Source organism: Brevibacterium oceani, assembly GCF_017948325.1.
Lineage (GTDB): Bacteria > Actinomycetota > Actinomycetes > Actinomycetales > Brevibacteriaceae > Brevibacterium > Brevibacterium oceani.
The window spans coordinates 1779174-1796915 of the sequence record NZ_CP072846.1 but is presented as its reverse complement, the minus strand read 5'-3'; the positions used below and the strand labels follow the sequence as shown (position 1 = coordinate 1796915).

Below are 17742 nucleotides of genomic sequence, written 5' to 3'. Positions count from 1 at the left end.
TAGCCTGGTGTCATGACTGAACTCCCACTCTTCGACGACTCTGCCATCGACCGTGTGCTCTGCGTCGTCGCCCACCCTGACGACATGGAGTACGGCGGTTCGGCCGCGGTTGCGAAATGGACCGACGAGGGCAAGGAGGTCGCGTACCTTCTCGTCACCCGAGGTGAGGCCGGGATCCGGGGCATGCCTCCGGAAGAGGTCGCGCCGCTGCGAGCCGGAGAGCAGCGACACGCCTGCACCATCGTCGGCGTCGACGACCTCGAGATCCTCGACTTCCCCGACGGACTGGTCGAACCCACGCATGAGCTGCGTCGGGCCATTGCGAGGAAGATCCGCGAATCCCGTCCGCAGGCCGTCGTCGTGACGAACTTCGATCTCAACACCAACTGGGGACTCAACCACGTCGACCACCGCAATGTCGGTGTCGCCGCCGTCGATGCGATCCGTGATGCCGACAATCCGTGGCTCTTCACCGAACTCAAGGACGAGGGGCTCGAAGCATGGAAGGCGGACCGTCTGCTCATCAACGGTGCCGAACCGACACATGCGGTGGCGTTGAGCGCCGAACACGTCGACCGGGGAGTGCGCTCGCTCGAAGCACACACGGTCTATCTCGACGCTCTCAGCGATCATCCCGCGCCGAACGAGATGATCCCGTCGATCGCGGCGTCCGGAGGGGAGCTTGCGGGCATCGATTACGCACTGCCGATCAGAGTCGTGGACATGTGAGAACCGGGTGGAACGCACGATTGCGTTCCACCCGGTTCGTCTGCCTGTCGACCGGTCAGTCGAGGACCGGCCTGCTGCTGTTGATCAGGCGTTCACTGCGGCGATGGCGGCGTCGTAGTCGGGTTCGGTGGTGATCTCGTCGACGAGCTGCGTGTAGACCACGGTGCCTTTCTCATCGAGGACGACGACGGAACGGGCCAGCAGACCGGCGAGCGGTCCGTCGACCATGGTCGTTCCGAAGTCCTTGCCGAACGAGCTGCGGAATCCCGATGCGGTGATGACGTTCTCGATGCCTTCGGCTCCGCAGAAGCGTGCCTGTGCGAACGGCAGGTCGTTGGAGACGCAGAGGACGGTGGTGTTGTCCAGGCCTGCGGCGAGTTCGTTGAACTTGCGCACCGAGGCGGCGCAGACACCCGTATCCAGGCTGGGGAAGATGTTGAGCACGACGCGCTTGCCGGCGGTGTCCTGCGAATTCACCTCACCGAGATCGGCACCGACGAGGCTGTAGGCCGGAGCCTGCTCGCCCTTGGCCGGCAGCTCGCCGACGGTCTTGACCGGGGATCCCTGAAATGCTGTGTTGGCCATACTTGAATCTCTCCTTCTTCAGAGCGGACTTGTCGTCCCCACTCTACGTGAGTCACCGCACAGGGGGACCCGACGTCCATCTCCCGTCCGTTGTCTCTGCTCTCTGTTCGACGGTTTCAGCTGCGCCGGCGTCGAGCGAGGATGACCAGCGCGATTCCGAGGGCGATGGCCGCAGCAGCAATGCCGATGCTCGTGGCGATCTCGATGCCCGTACGCGGCAGATCGGAACCACCGTCGGCATCGCCGGATGCGTCCTCGGTGTTTCCGTCCTCGGCGCCGGAGCCCTCACCACCGCTGTCGGTATCGGCTGAGCTGTCGTCTGTCCCCGCACTACCTCCGCCGGCACTGTCGGCACCGTCGGCGCTGCCATCAGCCTCGGCGCGGGTCGACCCGTCGTCACCCGCTCCGCTGCCGGCGTCAGAGTTGCCGGACGTGTCCGTATCCGCGGAATCGGCACCGGACGAATCCGCATCGGAATCGTCATCTCCGGGAGTCCGACTGCTCGTGACGACCTGCCAGTTCTCGTCGAAGAAGTCGGCTGGATCGACCACTTTCTGCTCTTCGACCCAATCGATGAGGGCCTGCCTCACCTCGACCTGCTCGTTGTAGACCTCGTTCAACCCATCGACAGGGTAGGCTCCTCCACCGGACTGGCGGTAGTTGTTGATGGCCAGGATGAACCGATCGTCGTCTCCGATGGCGTCGCCCTCGGCATTCGTGAGGTTCTCGATCCTCTCCCCCACGGGCTTGGACACGTTGATGTCGTAGTCGACTCCGGCCAGGGCGTCATAGTTGTAATCCGGGATCGGCGCATCGGTGGCCTCATCGATGGCGTTGGTGCCGTCGACGGGATCGAAGTCAGCACCCTCGTCGGTCTGCTTGAAGTAGCGAGACGAATATTCGAGGTAGTCGCGCAGCTGTCCGCCGTTGATCTCAACCCCGGAGAGGGTGTTATCGAAGACATAGAGCCCGGCCACATCGCGAATGGTGATGTCTCCGGCGGGGAACTCGGCAGTGCGGCTGAAAGGTGAGGCCTGCGAAATCACCGGGAGGTCTTCATAGTCAGTGCCCTTCAGACCGTCTTCCACGGTCTGCGTCTGGACGTGCGAGATGAAGTCAAGGATCGCTGTGTCCTCGTAGTAAGAGCTCTTGGCTGACAGGGTCTCTGTCACCGAGCCGATCTTCGTGTTCACATAGTCGATGGTCTTCTGATGCTGATCGTCGACGAGATCCGTGATCTCCGGATCCTCGGCGACCTCACCCTGAGTCACGAGCGGATCGGCCTGCGGCTCGTCTCCGCCCCAGTCGACATGCCCCGTGTCGAGGTTGATCGGCAGGTTCACTTCGGACACCGACCGGGCCCAGTAGTTCGGTTGAGTGATGAGCGCCTTGCTGCCGTCGTCTCGGGTCACGACCTGGCTGGGTTCGTTCTGATGGGTGTGCCCGGCGACGAGGACGTCGACACCGGGGACCTGCGCCACCGAGGTGCTCACGTTCTCCTGCAGCTCGTCCGGATCCCAGGTCTGTCCCTTCGGATCCTTGCCGGAGTGGGAAAGCACGACGATGACGTCGGCCCCGTTCTGCTTCATCTCCGGCACGTACTTCTTCGCAGTCTCGACCGGGTCGTCGAAGTGCACCCTTCCGGACAGGTTGTTCTTATCCCAGATGCGACTGCCCGGCGTCGTCACACCGAGCACTCCGACGGTGACCTCTTGACCGTCGACCTGCTTCTTGATCATGGTGTACGGATCGAGGTGGGACTCATTGTCGTCATCATCGATGACGTTGGCGCCGAGCAGCGGGAAGTCGAGCTGCTTCTCATACGCCGACAGCAGATCCAGCCCGTAGTTGAATTCGTGGTTACCCACGACCTGGGCATCGTATTTCAGGTGGTTGTAGGTCTTCGCCAGCGGATGTGTCTCACCGGTGTCGGTGATCGGCTCCTGTTTCGCGTAATAGTAGGCCAGCGGACTTCCCTGGATGGTGTCTCCGTTGTCGACGAGCAGCACGGAATCCGCACCTTTGTCCTCACGCACGCCGTTGATGAGGGTCGAGGCCCGCGACATGCCGAGTTCCTCACCGTCCGGGTAGGGCTTGTTCGCGAAGTAGTCCCAGTTGAGGACATTGCCGTGAACATCCGTGGTCGCCAGCAGGGTCAGTTCCCCGGTGTTTGCGGCTTGCGGATCAGCGGTAGTTGCGTCCCCGAGGCCGGCAGCCGAGGCGGCTGCCGGTCCGGCGACGATGAGAGTGAGGGCGAGAGTCGATGTGGCGAAGGCGCGCAGACGCATGAGTCTCCAGAGATCCGAACAGTGGATGGAAATGTAATTCAGATCTCCAATCCTAGTACGCGCTGACCGTTTCCTGAGTGGAAAGTGAGCAAAATTTGAACAAACTCTGTTGTGATCTGTGCCTGGTCGCGGTGGTCGGAGCCGCCGCGAGGTCAGCCCGTCGTCTCGGACGGCTCGGTCTTCGGAGCCGAGAACTTTGCTTCGACGACGATGAGAACCACGACCGCTGCCGCCCCGACTACCGCGAGGAGAATCGGACCGGCCACGGGGTCAACGGGTAAGAGGAGGCCACCGGCACCATGGGCTTCACCGTCGGCACCGACTTCGGCTGCAGTCTGCCATGGCCAGAGGGCCCGTAGAGAGCCGAGCATCAGTCCGGCCATGACGACGAGTGTCCACCAACGGTGGTTGTGGAGGAAGTACCGCAGGACGTTGACGAAGACAGCCAGTCCGAAGACCGCGCCGAGCAGGAAGACCCCGATGTACCCGAAATCGTGGGTGTCGACAGCTCGCAGTGTGGCGGAATACATCCCGACAGCCAGAAGGAAGAACGAGCCCGAGACGCCGGGCACCACAAGGGCGCAGACGGCAATCGATGCGACGACGAAGACAGCGATGAGCGGCGGGTCGGCCACATCGGCACCACCGGCCAAGCCGGTCATCCAGAACGCTAGGGCCGCCGCGACGAGGAACGCCAGACTGCCGACCAGCACAGACTGCCTGGCTGTGCGGGAGGGAAGCATACGCAGCGGCACGGCGATGCTGGCGGCGACCAGTCCGAAGAAGAGTCCACGCGCCAGTTCCGGATTCGCAGTCACGAAGTTCTCCAACACCCCGGCGATGGAGAACACAGCAGTGGCCATGCCCACAAGCACCGGGATGACGAGGAACCAATCGGTGCGTCGCAGTTCGGATAGGGCTCCGGCGATCCTGTTCGGCCCGGTGCCGAGAGTCTTCGCCGCTCCGACGACATGAGCCGCGGAGTCGATGAGCTGGTCGTACACCCCGGTGACCAGCGCGATGGTACCTCCGGAGACACCGGGGACGAGCTCGGCACTGCCGATGAGGAAGCCCCGAACGAGGTCGAGGGGAATCAGCGCTTTGGACCGTGTCGGTGCCGCCTGAGTCGCGGATGACGAGGAGTTCGACATGCCTTCCACCTTACGGGATCGGCCTGCTCCGAACGGCTCCAAGTCCCCATGGCGGATGCCGCAGGCCCCAGGGGCGGTGTCAGTCGCCGACCTGGCCGTCGATGTCTTCGCGGATGAGATCGGCGTGCCCGGCGTGACGGGCGTATTCCTCGACGAGGTGGATGAGGATCCACCTGACGTTGAATTTCTGCCCGGTCGAGTCACCGCGCACGCTCAGCGCGTCGAGATCGGCCGCCTCGGCGAGGATTTCACGTGATCGAGCACAGGCCTGCGCATGGGCGGACAGGAGGTCGTCCGCGCTCGAACCGGCCGCACTGTCGAAGTCCCAGTCGGGATCGGCCTTCCAGTCGACGCTCGCCCACGGCTCTGCAAGGTCCCTGCCCAGCAGGACCTCGGAGAACCAGGACTCTTCGACGAGCGTGAGGTGTCTGATCATGCCGCCGATGCTCAGCGACGACGAGGCCACCGTGTGCGTGAGCTGTTCGGGGCCGAGCCCCTCGGCCTTGCGCCGGATCACCTGTCGGAAGTAGTCGAGGAACTCCTCGAGTCCCTGTCGCTCACTCGGAGTCGTGGCCGGTTCGGTCAACGGCGGCAGCATCATGATCCTCTCTGATCAGTCGCGTAGCACTCGGGGCACGGCGCCCGGATTCGGACGGGCACACCCGAGTTTCGGGCAGCGCGCCCGCTTCTCAGGCTACAGTGCGTCGACCGATATCGAAGAGGTTGCCTTCGGGATCTTTCAGAGTCGTCCATTCGATGCCGTATTCGTCGAAGGAGGCGAGCTTCTCTGCACCCAGCGCCACCGCCCGCTCGACGTCAGCGGGATAGTTCGGGTCGTCCAAGTCGATGTGCAGCGGATTCTTCCCCTCAGCACGGTCGTCGACCTTGATGAAGAGCATTCCCGGTGTCAGGGAGTCCGAATTGTGCACACCGCCGATGCTAGCGACGAATTCGTTCGCGCCCTCGTCGAGTTCCGTGCCGAGCAGTTCGGCCCAGAAGACCGCCTGCGTCTCGACATCGTGGCAGTCGAAGGTGATGCTCAGTGATGACAGCGAGGCCATGGGTGGTCCTTTCGCCAGAGGTACGCCGGTGCCTCCGACTCTAGACTCACGCACTGACGCGACAGTGCCGCCGGTGTCATCAGCGGTTATCCAGCGTCATTTCGCTCAATCGCGCGGTTGGCGAGCCAGCTGGCGGGACTGCGCGACGAGGCGGCCGGCCGAATCCCAGAGATCGCAGTCCTCTTCGAACATTCCTCCGGCGATGTTGCGGGTGGAGATCCTCGCACTGATCCAGCCGGGGGCCGGCAGGGCGCGCAGGTGCGCGGTCAGCTCCATCGTCGGGGCCCAGTTGAATCGGCCGAGATCGAACATCACCGGCGGGAAGGCGTCGAGGAAGGTCAGCAGCGACAGCGGGTCGGGGTCGGTGTCGTCGATGAGCCGGATCCACCCCTGCAGCAGTCCGCGTCCGCTCGGCTTTCCGACGGCGAAGCCGGCCGTGGCTGGGTCGAGGCGCATGTCGAAGCGGTCGATGAGCGGAGCGGCTTGGTGGAAGTCGTCGCTGGCTTCGGCGACGCTGATGCATTCCTCCGGAGGCGGCAGGTGGGGAGGTTCTGCGGTGGTGGCGACATCGTCGGGAAGCCCGCCGAGGTTGCCCATCGTGGCCATCGCCGAGATCGTCGGCGCTCCGTTCTGGGACAGATCGATGCCGAAGTTCGCCGTCGAGCGCCCTTCCCGCAGGATGCGGGTGGTGATGTCGGTGGGGCCTTCCGTGCTCGGGCCGAGGTAGAAGGTCGAGATCACGAGCGGGTCCGGAGTGGCCGGATTGAGGGCCCGCAATGCTCGCCCGGCGATTCCGAGGAGATATCCGCCGTTGATGGCGCCGCCGACCTTCCACTTACCGTCGAGTTCGGCGGTGAAAGTGGTGTCGGATAGGCGTTCGACAGCGGTCGCACGCGCGAATTCGCTCGTGATCGTCTGACTCATGTCACATACAGTACCAACAACTGAACGATCGTCCAGCCAGCTTCAAGGTCGGCGAGATCGCCGTTCGTTCCCGTGGCGATAGTTCCCCGTGGCTCGGGCGAGCAGCTGCTGGTCGGAGTCGTCGCTGCGACCGAGTCGGGGAATGAGTGAGGCGGCCTTCTTGCCTCCGAGTTCCATCACGGTGTATCCGCCCCTGCGGATGAGAAGCATTCCTGACTTGGTGATCTGATACTCAAACGGGGCGTCTTCGAGGCTCATCGTCGCGTTCCTTCGTCAGTCGAGGGCTCAACGCTGAGCCCGAGTGGGTTCTAGTCTAGAGGGCATGAGCATCGAACTGACCCGCATCGATCCGGCGGGACCGAACGCAGAAGGACTTTTCGACTTCTTCACCTCCGAGGACTTTCCTTTCCACGTGCATCAGGGGGCATGGTCGGATGAGATGGTCAAGGAGCGCATCGAGTCGGGGTATTTCCGTGACAAGGACAACGAGTCGTTCTGGCTCGACCATGATCGGTTCGGCCGGGTGGGTTTTACCCGTCTCGAGGACGTCCGCGATGAGACGGTGATGTTCGATCTGCGCCTGGCGAGCAGTTTCCGCGGCCGCGGGCTCGGGATCGAGGCGGTGGAGGCGATCGCCGGTCATCTGTTCTCCACGACGGGAGCGCTGCGGGCAGAGGGTCAGACGCGGGATGACAACCATGCAATGCGCACGGTCTTCGAACGAGCCGGGTGGACGAAGGAGGCGCACTATCGTCGGGCCTGGCCGGTCACTGGCGCATCCCCGCGGGATTCGGTCGCCTATGCGCTTCTTCGGGAGGAGTGGCAGACGGGCCGTCGGCTCGAGCTTCATTGGCACGACAGCCGCCGCTGCCGAGAGTCCTTTGACTCGGCAATCACGTACTCGTCGAATGTCTTGCCCGCTCAAGGGGCGCTGATGGCTCTCTACGACGCGGTCGGGTGGTCGGCGTACACTGCCGATCCAGCGCGGCTGGATCGGAGCATTCGGGCGTCCGCTCATGTCGTGAGTGCGTGGGATGGGGAAAGCCTTGTCGGATTGGCTCGAGTCGTCAGCGATTTCGGCACTGTGGTGTACGTGCAGGATGTCCTTGTTGATCCGGAGCACCAACGCCGAGGTATCGGTGCCGGTCTCATGCAGCGAGTGCTTGAGCCGTTTGCCGACGTCCGTCAGACGGTTCTGCTCACCGATGCCGATCCCGCCTTGGCCGCGTTCTATGCCTCACTCGGATTCAGCGAAGCGTCCAAGGCGGCGGGATCGTCTCTGCGCGCATTCGTCCGGTTGTGACGAAGTGCCCCTGGCCAGCTGGCCAGGGGCACTTCCGTTCAAACGATCACGTGTGGATCATTCGTGTCATTCTCAGTTGTTCTTCTTACGACGCATGGTCAGGACAACTGCGGCTCCACCGACGAGGAGGAGTCCGGCTCCGGCTGCGAGGCCGGTCAGCTCGGCACCGGTGCGAGGCAGATCGGATCCGCCGCCACCGTTTCCATCGTCGTTGCCGTCACCGTTGTCTCCGCCGCCGCTGCCGTCTTCGTCAGCAACAACTTCGAACGAACCGGTCAGTGCCGACTCATCCTCGGTGTCGTTGGCCCCGGTGACCTCAACGTCGTACTTGCCCAGGTAGGCCTCGGGGTTCGAAGCGCTGGTGCCGTAGATCGAGAATCCGACGACGCCGTCAGCGTTGGCAGTCTCCTCGAGGGTGATTCCCTCGACGTTCTCCGGACCGGAAGCGACCTTGAGGGAGACCTTCTCGCCCTCGTCGAAGCCTTCGCCAGTGATCTGCACGCCCTTTTCCTTATCAACGAAGTCGGAAGCGGTGACTTCCTTCGGGTCGACAGTCAGCTTGCGCTCGGCCGGAGCCTCTTCGGCTTCAACCGTCACGACGAACTCGGTGGCAGCAGAGTCCTGGCCGTTGGCGTGGACGACCGCCGTGTAGTTGTAGTCACCGGCTTCAGCGGGAGCATCTGCAGTGAACTTGCCGTCAGCATCGGTCTTGACGGTAGCGCTGCCTTTAGCGGGAGCGGCCTGTGCCTTAGCCTGCGAGGAACCGGCGTTGGCGTCGGCGGGTGCCCAAGTCAGCTTGACCTCAGCGTTCGGCTCGGCCTGACCGGTGATCTTTCCGCCTTCGACGACTGTCTGGTCGCCGACCTTCGGAGCTTCGGGCTTCTCGTTGCCATCAGCGTCCGAGTCGGCCTTGTCGTCGTTGCCATCGGCGTTGTCGGATCCATCCGAATCCTTGCCGTCAGCAGCGGAGCCACCGTTCTTGTCGGCGTCGTCCTTGGAGTCTTCGTCCGCGTCATTGCCTTCAGCCGACGAGTTGCCGTCCTTGTCAGCGTTCTCGTCGGAATCATTTCCGTCAGCGGCAGCGGAAGAGCTTCCATCCTTGTCGTCGGAGCCGTCCGCAGCCTTGACCGTCACCTTGAACGAAGCGGCCTCCGAAGACTGACCCTCGACAGTCGCCACTGCCTTCGCATCGTAGTCTCCTTCAGCGGTGGGGCCTTCAAGGGTGAAGTTGCCGCTGTCGTCTGCCTTAGCGGTGACTTCTCCTTCGGCAGCTCCCGTCCAAGTGACCTTCACGTCTGCCCCGGCAGCAGCTTTGCCAGTGATCTCGCCCTTGGGTTCGATGGTCTGGTCTTCAACGGACGGAGCGGCAGGAGCTTCCGGCTCTTCACTCGGATCGCTGAGGGAGAAATCGACGTCAGAGTACTCGAGGGAGTAGTCGAGGTCAGCCACCCACGCGAAGGACTTGGTGTCCTGGTATGTGCCGCCTCCGGAGATGACGCCAACTGCCTTCGAACCCTGGTATACGCCCCCACCGGAGTCACCAGGCTGAGAGAACGGGTCAGAGAGCGGTGCAGTCACTCCGAAGCCGTGTACCCAGTAGCCGCCGACATTCTGGAACTGGAAGGCGTCGTTGTACTCAGTGAAGACCTCGCCTGACGTCTTACCTGTCGTACGCCCCGACTTTTCAATATCACCGTCGGTCACCTTACCGATCGACTTGATCTCCGTCGTCGAGGAGCTGAGGTCGCCCGCGTCGGCCGCCGACTTCTTCCAGTCGGTGACGCCGGACTTCGACTGATACTTCGATCCGTCGACCTTGATGGCCGCGAAGTCGATGTCACTGTCTTTAGGAGGGTTGGTCTTCGGTGTGGCGTCATCGGGAAGGCGCTCGCCTTGGCCGTAGTTTTCGTATGCCCACTTACCGATGACTCCGAGCCCAGAGGGGTCAAATCCTTCGCCGCCATTGGCCGGCGCGGTCGCGGGCTTCTCGGACTCGTTGACCGTGGACTTGCCAATCACTTCGCCGGTCTCTTCGACGATCTCCTGCGCACAGTGACCAGCAGTAACGACGACCGACTCACCCTTGCTGTTCCAGCCAGCGAATCCGGTTGAACAAGCGCCAAGACCAGAGTCACTCGTAGCGAGATATCCAGCACCACCGACAAGATCGTTCTTGGCCTGCGGCTTGATGTCTGTTGCAGACGCAAGAACATTGACGTTGTCGTATTCCGCTGCGAGTGCCTTAACGTCCTTCGACTCCGGGTCGCCCACTCCGATGTTGAGGGTATCGCCCTTAACGCCGTATGCGTTGATGTCGTCAATGCTCGACAGTGCGTCCTGGACCTTCGTCTGGCTCTGCACGTCCAATTTCTGCGGACCGCTGTCAGCAGCCGCCGGGCCGGCAACGAAGGCGCCTCCGAGGCCGAGTGCCGTCGCTGCTGCCAGCGCCAGCGAACTCTGCACGAGTTTCTTCTGCATAAGTAGTTGTCTCTCTTGTCTGAGGGATCTATGTTACGAATCGATGACCTAAGTCACGATAAGGTTACGGGCTCCGCTCAGCGACTACCAAGAAAGTAGCCAAGAAGCTGTGAACTAAATGAACGAAACTTCAGGCGATGTGGACAACCCTCGTTGGCAGAATTTGGTCCTGCCGCCGGTGCGAATCGACGATGCCCCGGTCACAGGACCGGGGCATCGTCTCTGAGTGCTCAGCAGACCGTCAGACGGTCGACCTCACCTCGAACTCAGTTGTTCTTCTTGCGGCGCATGGTCACAACCACCGCAGCTCCGCCGACGAGCAGGAGCCCAGCTCCGGCGAACAGGCCGGTCAGCTCGGCACCGGTGCGGGGCAGATCGGATCCGCCGCCACCGTTTCCATCGTCGTTGCCGTCACCGTTGTCTCCGCCGCCGCTGCCGTCTTCATCAGCAACAACTTCGAACGAACCGGTCAAAGCCGACTCATCTTCGGTGTCGTTGGCCCCGGTGACCTGAAGGTCGTACTTGCCGAGATAGGCCTCAGGGTTCGACTTGCTGGTGCCGTAGATCGAGAATCCGACGACGCCGTCAGCATTGGCAGTCTGCTTCATCTCGTAGTCCTTGACGCCCGAAGGACCATCAACGACCTTGAGGGTCACTTCCTCGCCCTCCTCGAAACCTTCAGCCTTAATCTGAACGCCCTTGTCTTCCTTCACAAAGTCGCTGGCAACAACTTCCTTCGGGGAGATCGAGATCGAACGCTCAGCCGGAGCCGGAGGCTCAGTGTCCTCCTTCTCGACAGTCACCGTGAATTCCGTGGTTTCCGATTCCGCTCCATCGACAACAGCGACCGCGGAGTAGTCATAAGTGCCCTCGGCGGATGGAGCTTCGAGACTGAAGTTGCCTTCTTCGTCGGCCTTGACCGTCTCGGATCCTTCCTTTGCTGCTTGCTTTGCTGCCTGCGCACCCGAGCTCGGTGCCCACTCGACCTCGACTTCAGCGCCAGGTGCGGCCTTACCTGTCACCTCACCTTTTGGACCGACAGTCTGGTCCTTGGCGACAGGCGCCTTCGGCTCGTCGGGGGTCTCGTCGCCCGGCTTCTTCAATTTGAAGTCGACGCCCGACTGCTCGATCGAGTGGTCGAGGTCGGCGACCCAAGTGAACGAGGTGTTCGCGTCATAGTCACCGCCGCCAGAGATCACACCGACAGCGGTGCTGCCCTGGAAGACCGCGCCACCCGAGTCGCCGGGCTGAGAGAACGGCTTGCTGATCGGCGAAGTCACACCGAAACCATGCACCCAGTAGCCGCTGACGTTCGCGTACTCGAATTTATCGTTGTAATCCGAGAACACGTCACCATCGGTGAGTCCGGTGGTGCGACCTGACTTCTGAATACCACCATTATTGTGCGCTCCGACCTTCGAGATGTCTGTAGCAAGGCTGCTGGACAGATCCTCGGAATCGGCTGACGACCAGTCAGTCACACCATTCTTCGCAGCATATGTCGAGTCGTCGACCTTGATCACGGCAAAGTCGATGTCGCTGGGCTTGGCGTTTGCCGTGTCCTCGTCATCCCCGACGAATCCACCGCTACCGAAGCTGGTGAATCCCCACTTGCCGGCGACTCCCTTACCTGACGGCTTGAACCCCTCTCCGCCATTGGCCGGTGCCGTGGATGGCTGCTCAGTCTCACTCACCGACGTGTCACCCTCGATGAGACCTGAGTCCTCGTTGATGATCTTCGAGCAATGGCCGGCGGTCAATACTACAGGGTTGCCGTCACCGTCCCAGCCGGAGAAGCCCGTCGAGCACGCACCAGTGCCGCCTCCGGCGTCCACCAGATAGCCGGCGCCGCCGACGAGGTCGGTGTCGGCATAAGCCTCGAGCTGCTTCACCCCCTCGGTGACGGTGACATTCTCGTATTTATTCTCCAGCTCCTCGATCTCGGGCGTCTTCTCCTCGACACCGATATTGAGTTCGCCGTCCTGAGCTCCATAGGCGTTCAAACCCTCGACGTCGGCGAGGGCCTTCTGAATCTGAGCATCACTCTGCACGTCGAGCTGCTGGGTAGCATCATCGGCCATGACCGGTGACGCGACAAAGGCACTCCCAAGCCCGAGCGCAGCGGCGGCAGTCATTGCAAGCGAACGCTGCACAAGTTTCTTCTGCATGTGTGGTCGTCTTTCTGATCGGGACCAGCTGAGATCACGATTTCATGATCTAGGTCACAGTCAGATTACGGGCACCATTCAGCTACTGCCAAGGAAGTCCCTCCGAACCGGTGACCTAAATGAACGAAACTACAGGCACCGTCAGTAAAAACAATCACGATGAACGTTCGTCAGGACGGATGTGAATCGACGATGCCCCCGGTCACAGGACCGGGGGCATCACGTCTGAGTGTTCAGCAGACCGTCAGACGGTCGACTTCACTGTGCTCAGTTGTTCTTCTTGCGACGCATCGTCAGAACCACAGCGGTTCCGCCGACGACGAGGAGTCCGGCCCCGGCAGCGAGGCCGGTCAGCTCGGCACCGGTGCGAGGCAGATCAGATCCGCCGTCACCGTTTCCGTCATCGTTGTTTCCGTCGTCGTTGCCGTCATCATCGCCGCCGTTGCCGCCGCCGTTGCCGTCTTCGTCGGCAACGACCTCGAAGGATCCGTTGAGGGCGTCTTCGTCTTCGGTGTCGTTGGCGCCGGTGACATCGAGGTCGTACTTACCGAGGTAAGCCGACGGATCCGAGTCGCTGGTTCCGTAGATGGAGAAGGCGGCAGCACCGTTCTCGTTGGCGGTCTCATCGAGGGTGATGCCCTCGACGTTCTCGGGACCGGAAGCGACCTTGAGGGTCACCTTCTCACCCTCGTCGAAGCCCTTGACGGTGATCGTCACGCCCTTGTCTTCCTTCACGAAGTCAGAGGCGGAGATCTCCTTGGGGTCGACGCTGATCTCACGCTCGGCGGGAGCAGGCGACTCGGACTCGTCCTTCTGGACGGTCACGTCGAACTCGGTCGTCTTGGATTCCTGTCCGTCGACGGTCGCCGTCGCGGAGAACTTGTAGTCCCCTTCGGCCTTCGGACCTTCGATGGAGAACTTGCCGTCCTTGTCGGCCTTGACCTTCTCGGTGCCATCCTCAGCAGCCTGAGTGCTGTTCTTCTCAGCCTTAGCGGCTTCCCACTTCACCTCGACCTCGGCGCCGGCCTCAGCCTTGCCGGTGAGCGTGCCTTCAGGCTCGACGGTCTGATCGTCGACCTTCGGAGCGGCAGGAGCCTCAGGGGTCTCGTCGCCCGGCTTCTCGAGGTTGAAGTCCGTTCCGGACTCCTCGAGCGAGTGGTCCAGGTCGGCAACCCAGGTGAACGAGGTGTTCGCGTCGAGGTCGCCGCCGCCGGAGATCACACCGACAGCGGTGGATCCCTGGTACACGCCGCCGCCGGAGTCGCCCGGCTGCGAGAACGGCTTGTCGATCGGAGCGGTCACGCCGAAGCCGTGGACCCAGCGGCCACCGACGTTCTGGTAGTCGAAGTCGTACTCCGAACGCGGCAGGACTTCACCCTCGGTCTGACCGGTGGTGCGGCCCGACTTCTGGATCGAGCCTTCCTTGTGCGCTCCGACCTTCGTGATCTCCTGAGTGGACTTGGCGAGGTCGTCCGAGTTCGCGGTCTTCCAGTCGGTGATCCCGCTTTTGACGTTGTAGTTGGAATCGTCGACGTTGATGACGGCGAAGTCGATGTCGGACTCGCTGGGGTTCGGCCACTTCTCCTTGTCGTCGCCCTCGAGAAGGTCGCCGCCGAAGTTGTGGAAGCCCCACTTGCCGATGACGCCGTTCTTGGAGGGCTTGAAGCCTTCCCCGCCGTTGGCCTCGGATGTCGATGGCTGTTCGGTCTGGTCGACGGTAGAGTCGCCGTCGAACTCGTTCGTCTGCTCGTTGATGATCTTCGAGCAGTGTCCTGCGGTCAGGACGACGGGCTTGCCGTCTCCGTCCCAGCCGGAGAAACCGGTCGAGCAGGCTCCGCCGCTCTCGCCGGCCTTGACGAGGTAACCGGCACCGCCGACGAGATCGTTCTTCTCGTACGGCTTGAGTTCCTTGACACCCTCGGTGACGTTGACGTTGTCGAACTTCTTCTCGAGATCCTTGATCTCGGAGGTCTTCTTGGCAACGCCGATGTTGAGCTTGCCGCCGTCGGCACCGTAGGCGTTGACGCCTTCGATTCCGGACAGTGCCTTCTGGACCTGAGCGTCACTCTGAACGTCCAGCTTCTGCGGGGCGCTGTCGGCCATCGCGGGAGAAGCGACGAACGCGCTGCCCAGGCCGAGCGCAGCTGCGGCACTCAGGGCCAGTGAACTCTGCACGAGTTTCTTCTGCATACTGTAGATTCCCTTGATCGTTGTCGGTGCTTCGATTGTCCGGCGCCTCAACACGCCCTGCCGGTAAAAGCGGTCGCGTCTCCGGTGTCAGAATTTCAACCGTGTGAAAGGTTACGGTTTGATCACGACGCAGTGCAAGAACAATGAGTCTTGTGCGTGAACACAACTTACAGAAGTCGCTGCCATGCTCGTGGCAGAAGCTGCCGTCTTCCCTACATCAGCGTTCTTACAGCTGACGAAGAACCCTGGCCGTTATGATCAGGGCATGCCGAACCACACTCTGCTTCGCCCCCTGCCGACTTCTCGCGCGGTCTCCCGGCTTGCTCTCGGGGTGGCCGCGCTGGCGCTGACTCTGCCTCTGGCCGCCTGCGATACCGGCGTCGACCCACGCGACCCCGGCTCGGCTTCTCCAAGCGAATCGGCCGCATCCGCGTCGCCGAGCGATGACGCCGCCGCCACCGACCCGGTCGGAAAGTGGTCCTCCCCCGAAGCCGGCGATCCCTTCCTCGAATTCGCAGAGGACGGATCGCTCAAAGGCTCCGACGGATGCAATGCGATCTCGACTTCATGGAAGGCCGAGGACGGCAAGATCACCATCGAATCCTTTATGAGCACACAGAAGGCCTGCGCCGGGGTCGACACGTGGCTGAGCAAGGCATCGTCGGCCACGATCGAAGGCGATGTCATGAAGGTCGAGGACAGCAGCGGCAAGGTCATCGGCGGACTGGAGAAGGAAGACAAATGACACACGAGACGATCGGCCGCTGGGTGGCCGAGGACAACGACCGAGCATTCCTGGACTTCCACAAAGACGGCACACTGCGCGGCAGCGACGGCGCCAACGCCATCGTCACCTCGTGGACCGATGAGTCCGAAGGCGTGACGATCAAGTCCTCGCTGACGACTCTCCGCGCCGCCCCGAACATGATCAAGTGGATCTCCAAAGCACGCCGCGTCGAACCCGATGGAGATCGACTCCACGTCTTCGACTCTGCCGAGAACCACCTCGGCGATCTGCTCCGTCAGCCGCCGGGCGGCTCCGACGCGGGCGAGAGTCGATAGATGGCCGGCGGACTGTTCGCTCTCCTCGACGACGTCGCTGCACTCGTCAAGCTCTCTGCCGCCAGTCTCGACGATGTCGCCGCAGGAGCCTCCCGGGCGGGGGTGAAAGCCGCCGGAGTCGTCGTCGATGACGCAGCAGTCACCCCGAAATTCGTCGAGGGGGTCAGCCCGAAGCGCGAACTGCCGATCATCCAGCGCATCGCCCTCGGATCCCTCGTCAACAAGATCGTCATCATCCTGCCGATCATCCTGCTGCTCAGTCAGTTCCTGCCCTGGCTGCTCACGCCGCTGCTCATGGTCGGCGGCACCTACCTGTGCTACGAAGGCGCGGAGAAGGTCTTCGAGAAGTTCGGGTGGATCGCCCACCACGAGGAGCATCAGGACGACGAGCGGCCTGCAGACGGTGACGCTGCGGAGAAGAAGATCGTACGCTCGGCTATCACGACCGACTTCGTCCTCAGCTGCGAGATCATGGTCATCGCCCTCAACGAGGTGGCCAGTGAAGCACTGCTCCCCCGCGCGATCATCCTCGCCATCGTCGCCGTCGCCATCACCGTCGGCGTCTACGGAGTCGTCGCGCTCATCGTCAAGATGGATGACATCGGCCTGCACATGGCGACCAAAGACGCACCGGGACCGCAGAAGTTCGGGCGCTTCCTCGTCGAGGCCATGCCGAAGCTGCTCGCACTGCTGTCAGTGGTGGGCACCTTTGCGATGCTCTGGGTCGGCGGGCACATCATCCTCGTCGGCACTGACGAACTCGGCTTCCACGCACTCTACGGATTCGTCCACCATCTCGAGGAACCCCTCGCCGCAGTCGCCGCTGTGGGAGGTTTCCTCGGCTGGCTGGTCAACACCTTCTTCTCGCTCATCCTCGGAGCGATCTGGGGCGCGATCGTCGTCGGCGTGGTTCTCGGGGTCAAGGCTCTCTTCCGGTCAGGGAAGAACACTGAGCATGCGGCGGACGAAGCTCAGGCAGGCTGAGTCTCAGCGCTGGGCGAAAGTCTTCTTCGGCATCCCTGCGACGATCATCGGGGCACCGGTGACGGGATCGTCGATGACGGTGCAGTCGATGCCGAAGACCTCGTGGACGAGATCAGCGGTGACGATCTCCTCCGGGGCGCCCTGCGCGACGATGACCCCACCTTTCATGGCGATGATCTCATCGGCGTAGCGGCACGCCTGGTTGAGGTCGTGGAGGACCGCGACCATCGTGTGCCCGTATTCGTTGTTCAGCTGTGAGAACAGATCGAGCAGTTCGATCTGGAATGCGACGTCGAGGAAGGTCGTCGGTTCGTCGAGCAGCAGCAGCGAGGTCTCCTGTGCCAGCACCATCGCCACCCACACGCGCTGCCGCTGGCCGCCGGAGAGTTCGTCGACCTGTCGGGACGACAGTTCCTCGGTGTTCGTCGCCCGCAGGGCTCGCAGCACTGCCGCCTCATCCTCATCGGTCCACTGCTTGAGGAACGACTGATGAGGATGGCGCCCTCGCGCGACGAGTTCGCCGACGGTGATGCCTTCGGGGGCGATCGAACTCTGCGGAAGCAGACCGAGGCGCCGGGCGATGACCTTGGTCTTCATCTTCGCAATATCGGTGCCGTCGAGGAGCACGTTGCCCTGTGCCGGAGGAAGCAGCCGGGCCAAGGCTCGCAGCAGCGTCGACTTCCCGCAGGCGTTGGGCCCGACGATGACGGTGAACTTTCCGTCCGGGATCGACACGTCCAGGTTCGTCACGACCTGCCGGTGGTCGTAGGCCAGATCGAGGCTCTTCGCGACGAGAGGAGCTGCTGTTGTTGTCATTGT

At 62.5% G+C, this 17742-nt stretch carries 16 protein-coding genes; 5 read left to right on the top strand and 11 right to left on the bottom strand.

The features are described from left to right. Window positions 1-12: 12 nt before the first annotated feature. A complete protein-coding gene (locus tag J9314_RS07915) occupies window positions 13-729 on the top strand; it encodes a PIG-L deacetylase family protein (RefSeq protein ID WP_210605236.1) in 717 nt (238 codons plus the stop codon). A gap of 84 nt (window positions 730-813) precedes the next feature. Here J9314_RS07915 and tpx read toward each other — a convergent pair whose 3' ends face one another. The 7 genes from tpx to J9314_RS07880 all read right to left on the bottom strand — a co-directional run bounded on the left by tpx (window position 814) and on the right by J9314_RS07880 (window position 6996). Beyond that, window positions 814-1314: a thiol peroxidase gene (gene tpx / locus J9314_RS07910; RefSeq protein WP_210605235.1), complete on the bottom strand. Its 501-nt coding sequence runs from the start codon at window positions 1312-1314 to the stop codon at window positions 814-816. Between the two features lie 116 nt (window positions 1315-1430). After that, window positions 1431-3602, bottom strand: a complete 2172-nt coding sequence (locus J9314_RS07905; protein ID WP_210605234.1) for a bifunctional metallophosphatase/5'-nucleotidase — start codon at window positions 3600-3602, stop codon at window positions 1431-1433. Window positions 3603-3754: 152 nt separating this feature from the next. Further along, window positions 3755-4753, bottom strand: a complete 999-nt coding sequence (locus J9314_RS07900) for a DUF368 domain-containing protein (protein WP_210605233.1) — start codon at window positions 4751-4753, stop codon at window positions 3755-3757. Window positions 4754-4832: 79 nt separating this feature from the next. Then, window positions 4833-5351, bottom strand: coding sequence for a DinB family protein (locus tag J9314_RS07895; protein ID WP_210605232.1), 519 nt, complete (start codon window positions 5349-5351; stop codon window positions 4833-4835). A gap of 91 nt (window positions 5352-5442) precedes the next feature. Then, window positions 5443-5814 carry a VOC family protein gene (locus J9314_RS07890; protein ID WP_210605231.1) on the bottom strand — a complete coding sequence of 124 codons (372 nt, stop codon included), beginning with the start codon at window positions 5812-5814 and terminating at the stop codon, window positions 5443-5445. 105 nt (window positions 5815-5919) lie between these two features. Continuing rightward, entirely contained in the window at window positions 5920-6738 is an 819-nt protein-coding gene (locus J9314_RS07885) for a thioesterase family protein (protein ID WP_210605230.1), read from the bottom strand. Between the two features lie 42 nt (window positions 6739-6780). After that, the gene (locus J9314_RS07880; RefSeq protein WP_210605229.1) at window positions 6781-6996 is read right to left on the bottom strand and encodes a hypothetical protein; all 216 of its coding nucleotides are present in this window, start codon (window positions 6994-6996) and stop codon (window positions 6781-6783) included. A gap of 64 nt (window positions 6997-7060) precedes the next feature. On the opposite strand from J9314_RS07880, the gene J9314_RS19160 reads away from it, so the two are divergent. Continuing rightward, window positions 7061-8041: a GNAT family N-acetyltransferase gene (locus J9314_RS19160; RefSeq protein WP_246490676.1), complete on the top strand. Its 981-nt coding sequence runs from the start codon at window positions 7061-7063 to the stop codon at window positions 8039-8041. A 72-nt stretch (window positions 8042-8113) separates the two neighbouring features. On the opposite strand, the gene J9314_RS19155 is transcribed toward J9314_RS19160, so the two are convergent. The 3 genes from J9314_RS19155 to J9314_RS07855 form a co-directional block, all read right to left on the bottom strand. Then, a complete protein-coding gene (locus J9314_RS19155) occupies window positions 8114-10519 on the bottom strand; it encodes a S1 family peptidase (RefSeq protein WP_246490675.1) in 2406 nt (801 codons plus the stop codon). 266 nt (window positions 10520-10785) lie between these two features. Then, window positions 10786-12687 (bottom strand): LPXTG cell wall anchor domain-containing protein, encoded by a 1902-nt coding sequence (locus tag J9314_RS07860; protein ID WP_210605228.1) that lies wholly within the window; start codon window positions 12685-12687, stop codon window positions 10786-10788. A gap of 267 nt (window positions 12688-12954) precedes the next feature. After that, on the bottom strand, window positions 12955-14877 hold the full coding sequence (locus J9314_RS07855) for an LPXTG cell wall anchor domain-containing protein (RefSeq protein WP_210605227.1): 1923 nt from the start codon (window positions 14875-14877) through the stop codon (window positions 12955-12957). A gap of 265 nt (window positions 14878-15142) precedes the next feature. On the opposite strand from J9314_RS07855, the gene J9314_RS07850 reads away from it, so the two are divergent. The 3 genes from J9314_RS07850 to J9314_RS07840 are packed head-to-tail and all read left to right on the top strand — an operon-like array spanning window position 15143 to window position 16923. Further along, on the top strand, window positions 15143-15622 hold the full coding sequence (locus J9314_RS07850; protein ID WP_210605226.1) for an META domain-containing protein: 480 nt from the start codon (window positions 15143-15145) through the stop codon (window positions 15620-15622). Further along, complete coding sequence (locus J9314_RS07845; protein ID WP_210605225.1) at window positions 15619-15939, top strand: META domain-containing protein; 321 nt, start codon at window positions 15619-15621, stop codon at window positions 15937-15939. Before J9314_RS07850 ends, J9314_RS07845 begins: the two co-directional genes overlap by 4 nt. Next, window positions 15940-16923, top strand: coding sequence for a DUF808 domain-containing protein (locus J9314_RS07840; RefSeq protein WP_210605224.1), 984 nt, complete (start codon window positions 15940-15942; stop codon window positions 16921-16923). A 3-nt stretch (window positions 16924-16926) separates the two neighbouring features. Here J9314_RS07840 and J9314_RS07835 read toward each other — a convergent pair whose 3' ends face one another. Next, window positions 16927-17739, bottom strand: a complete 813-nt coding sequence (locus J9314_RS07835) for an ABC transporter ATP-binding protein (RefSeq protein WP_246490674.1) — start codon at window positions 17737-17739, stop codon at window positions 16927-16929. Window positions 17740-17742: the final 3 nt, after the last annotated feature.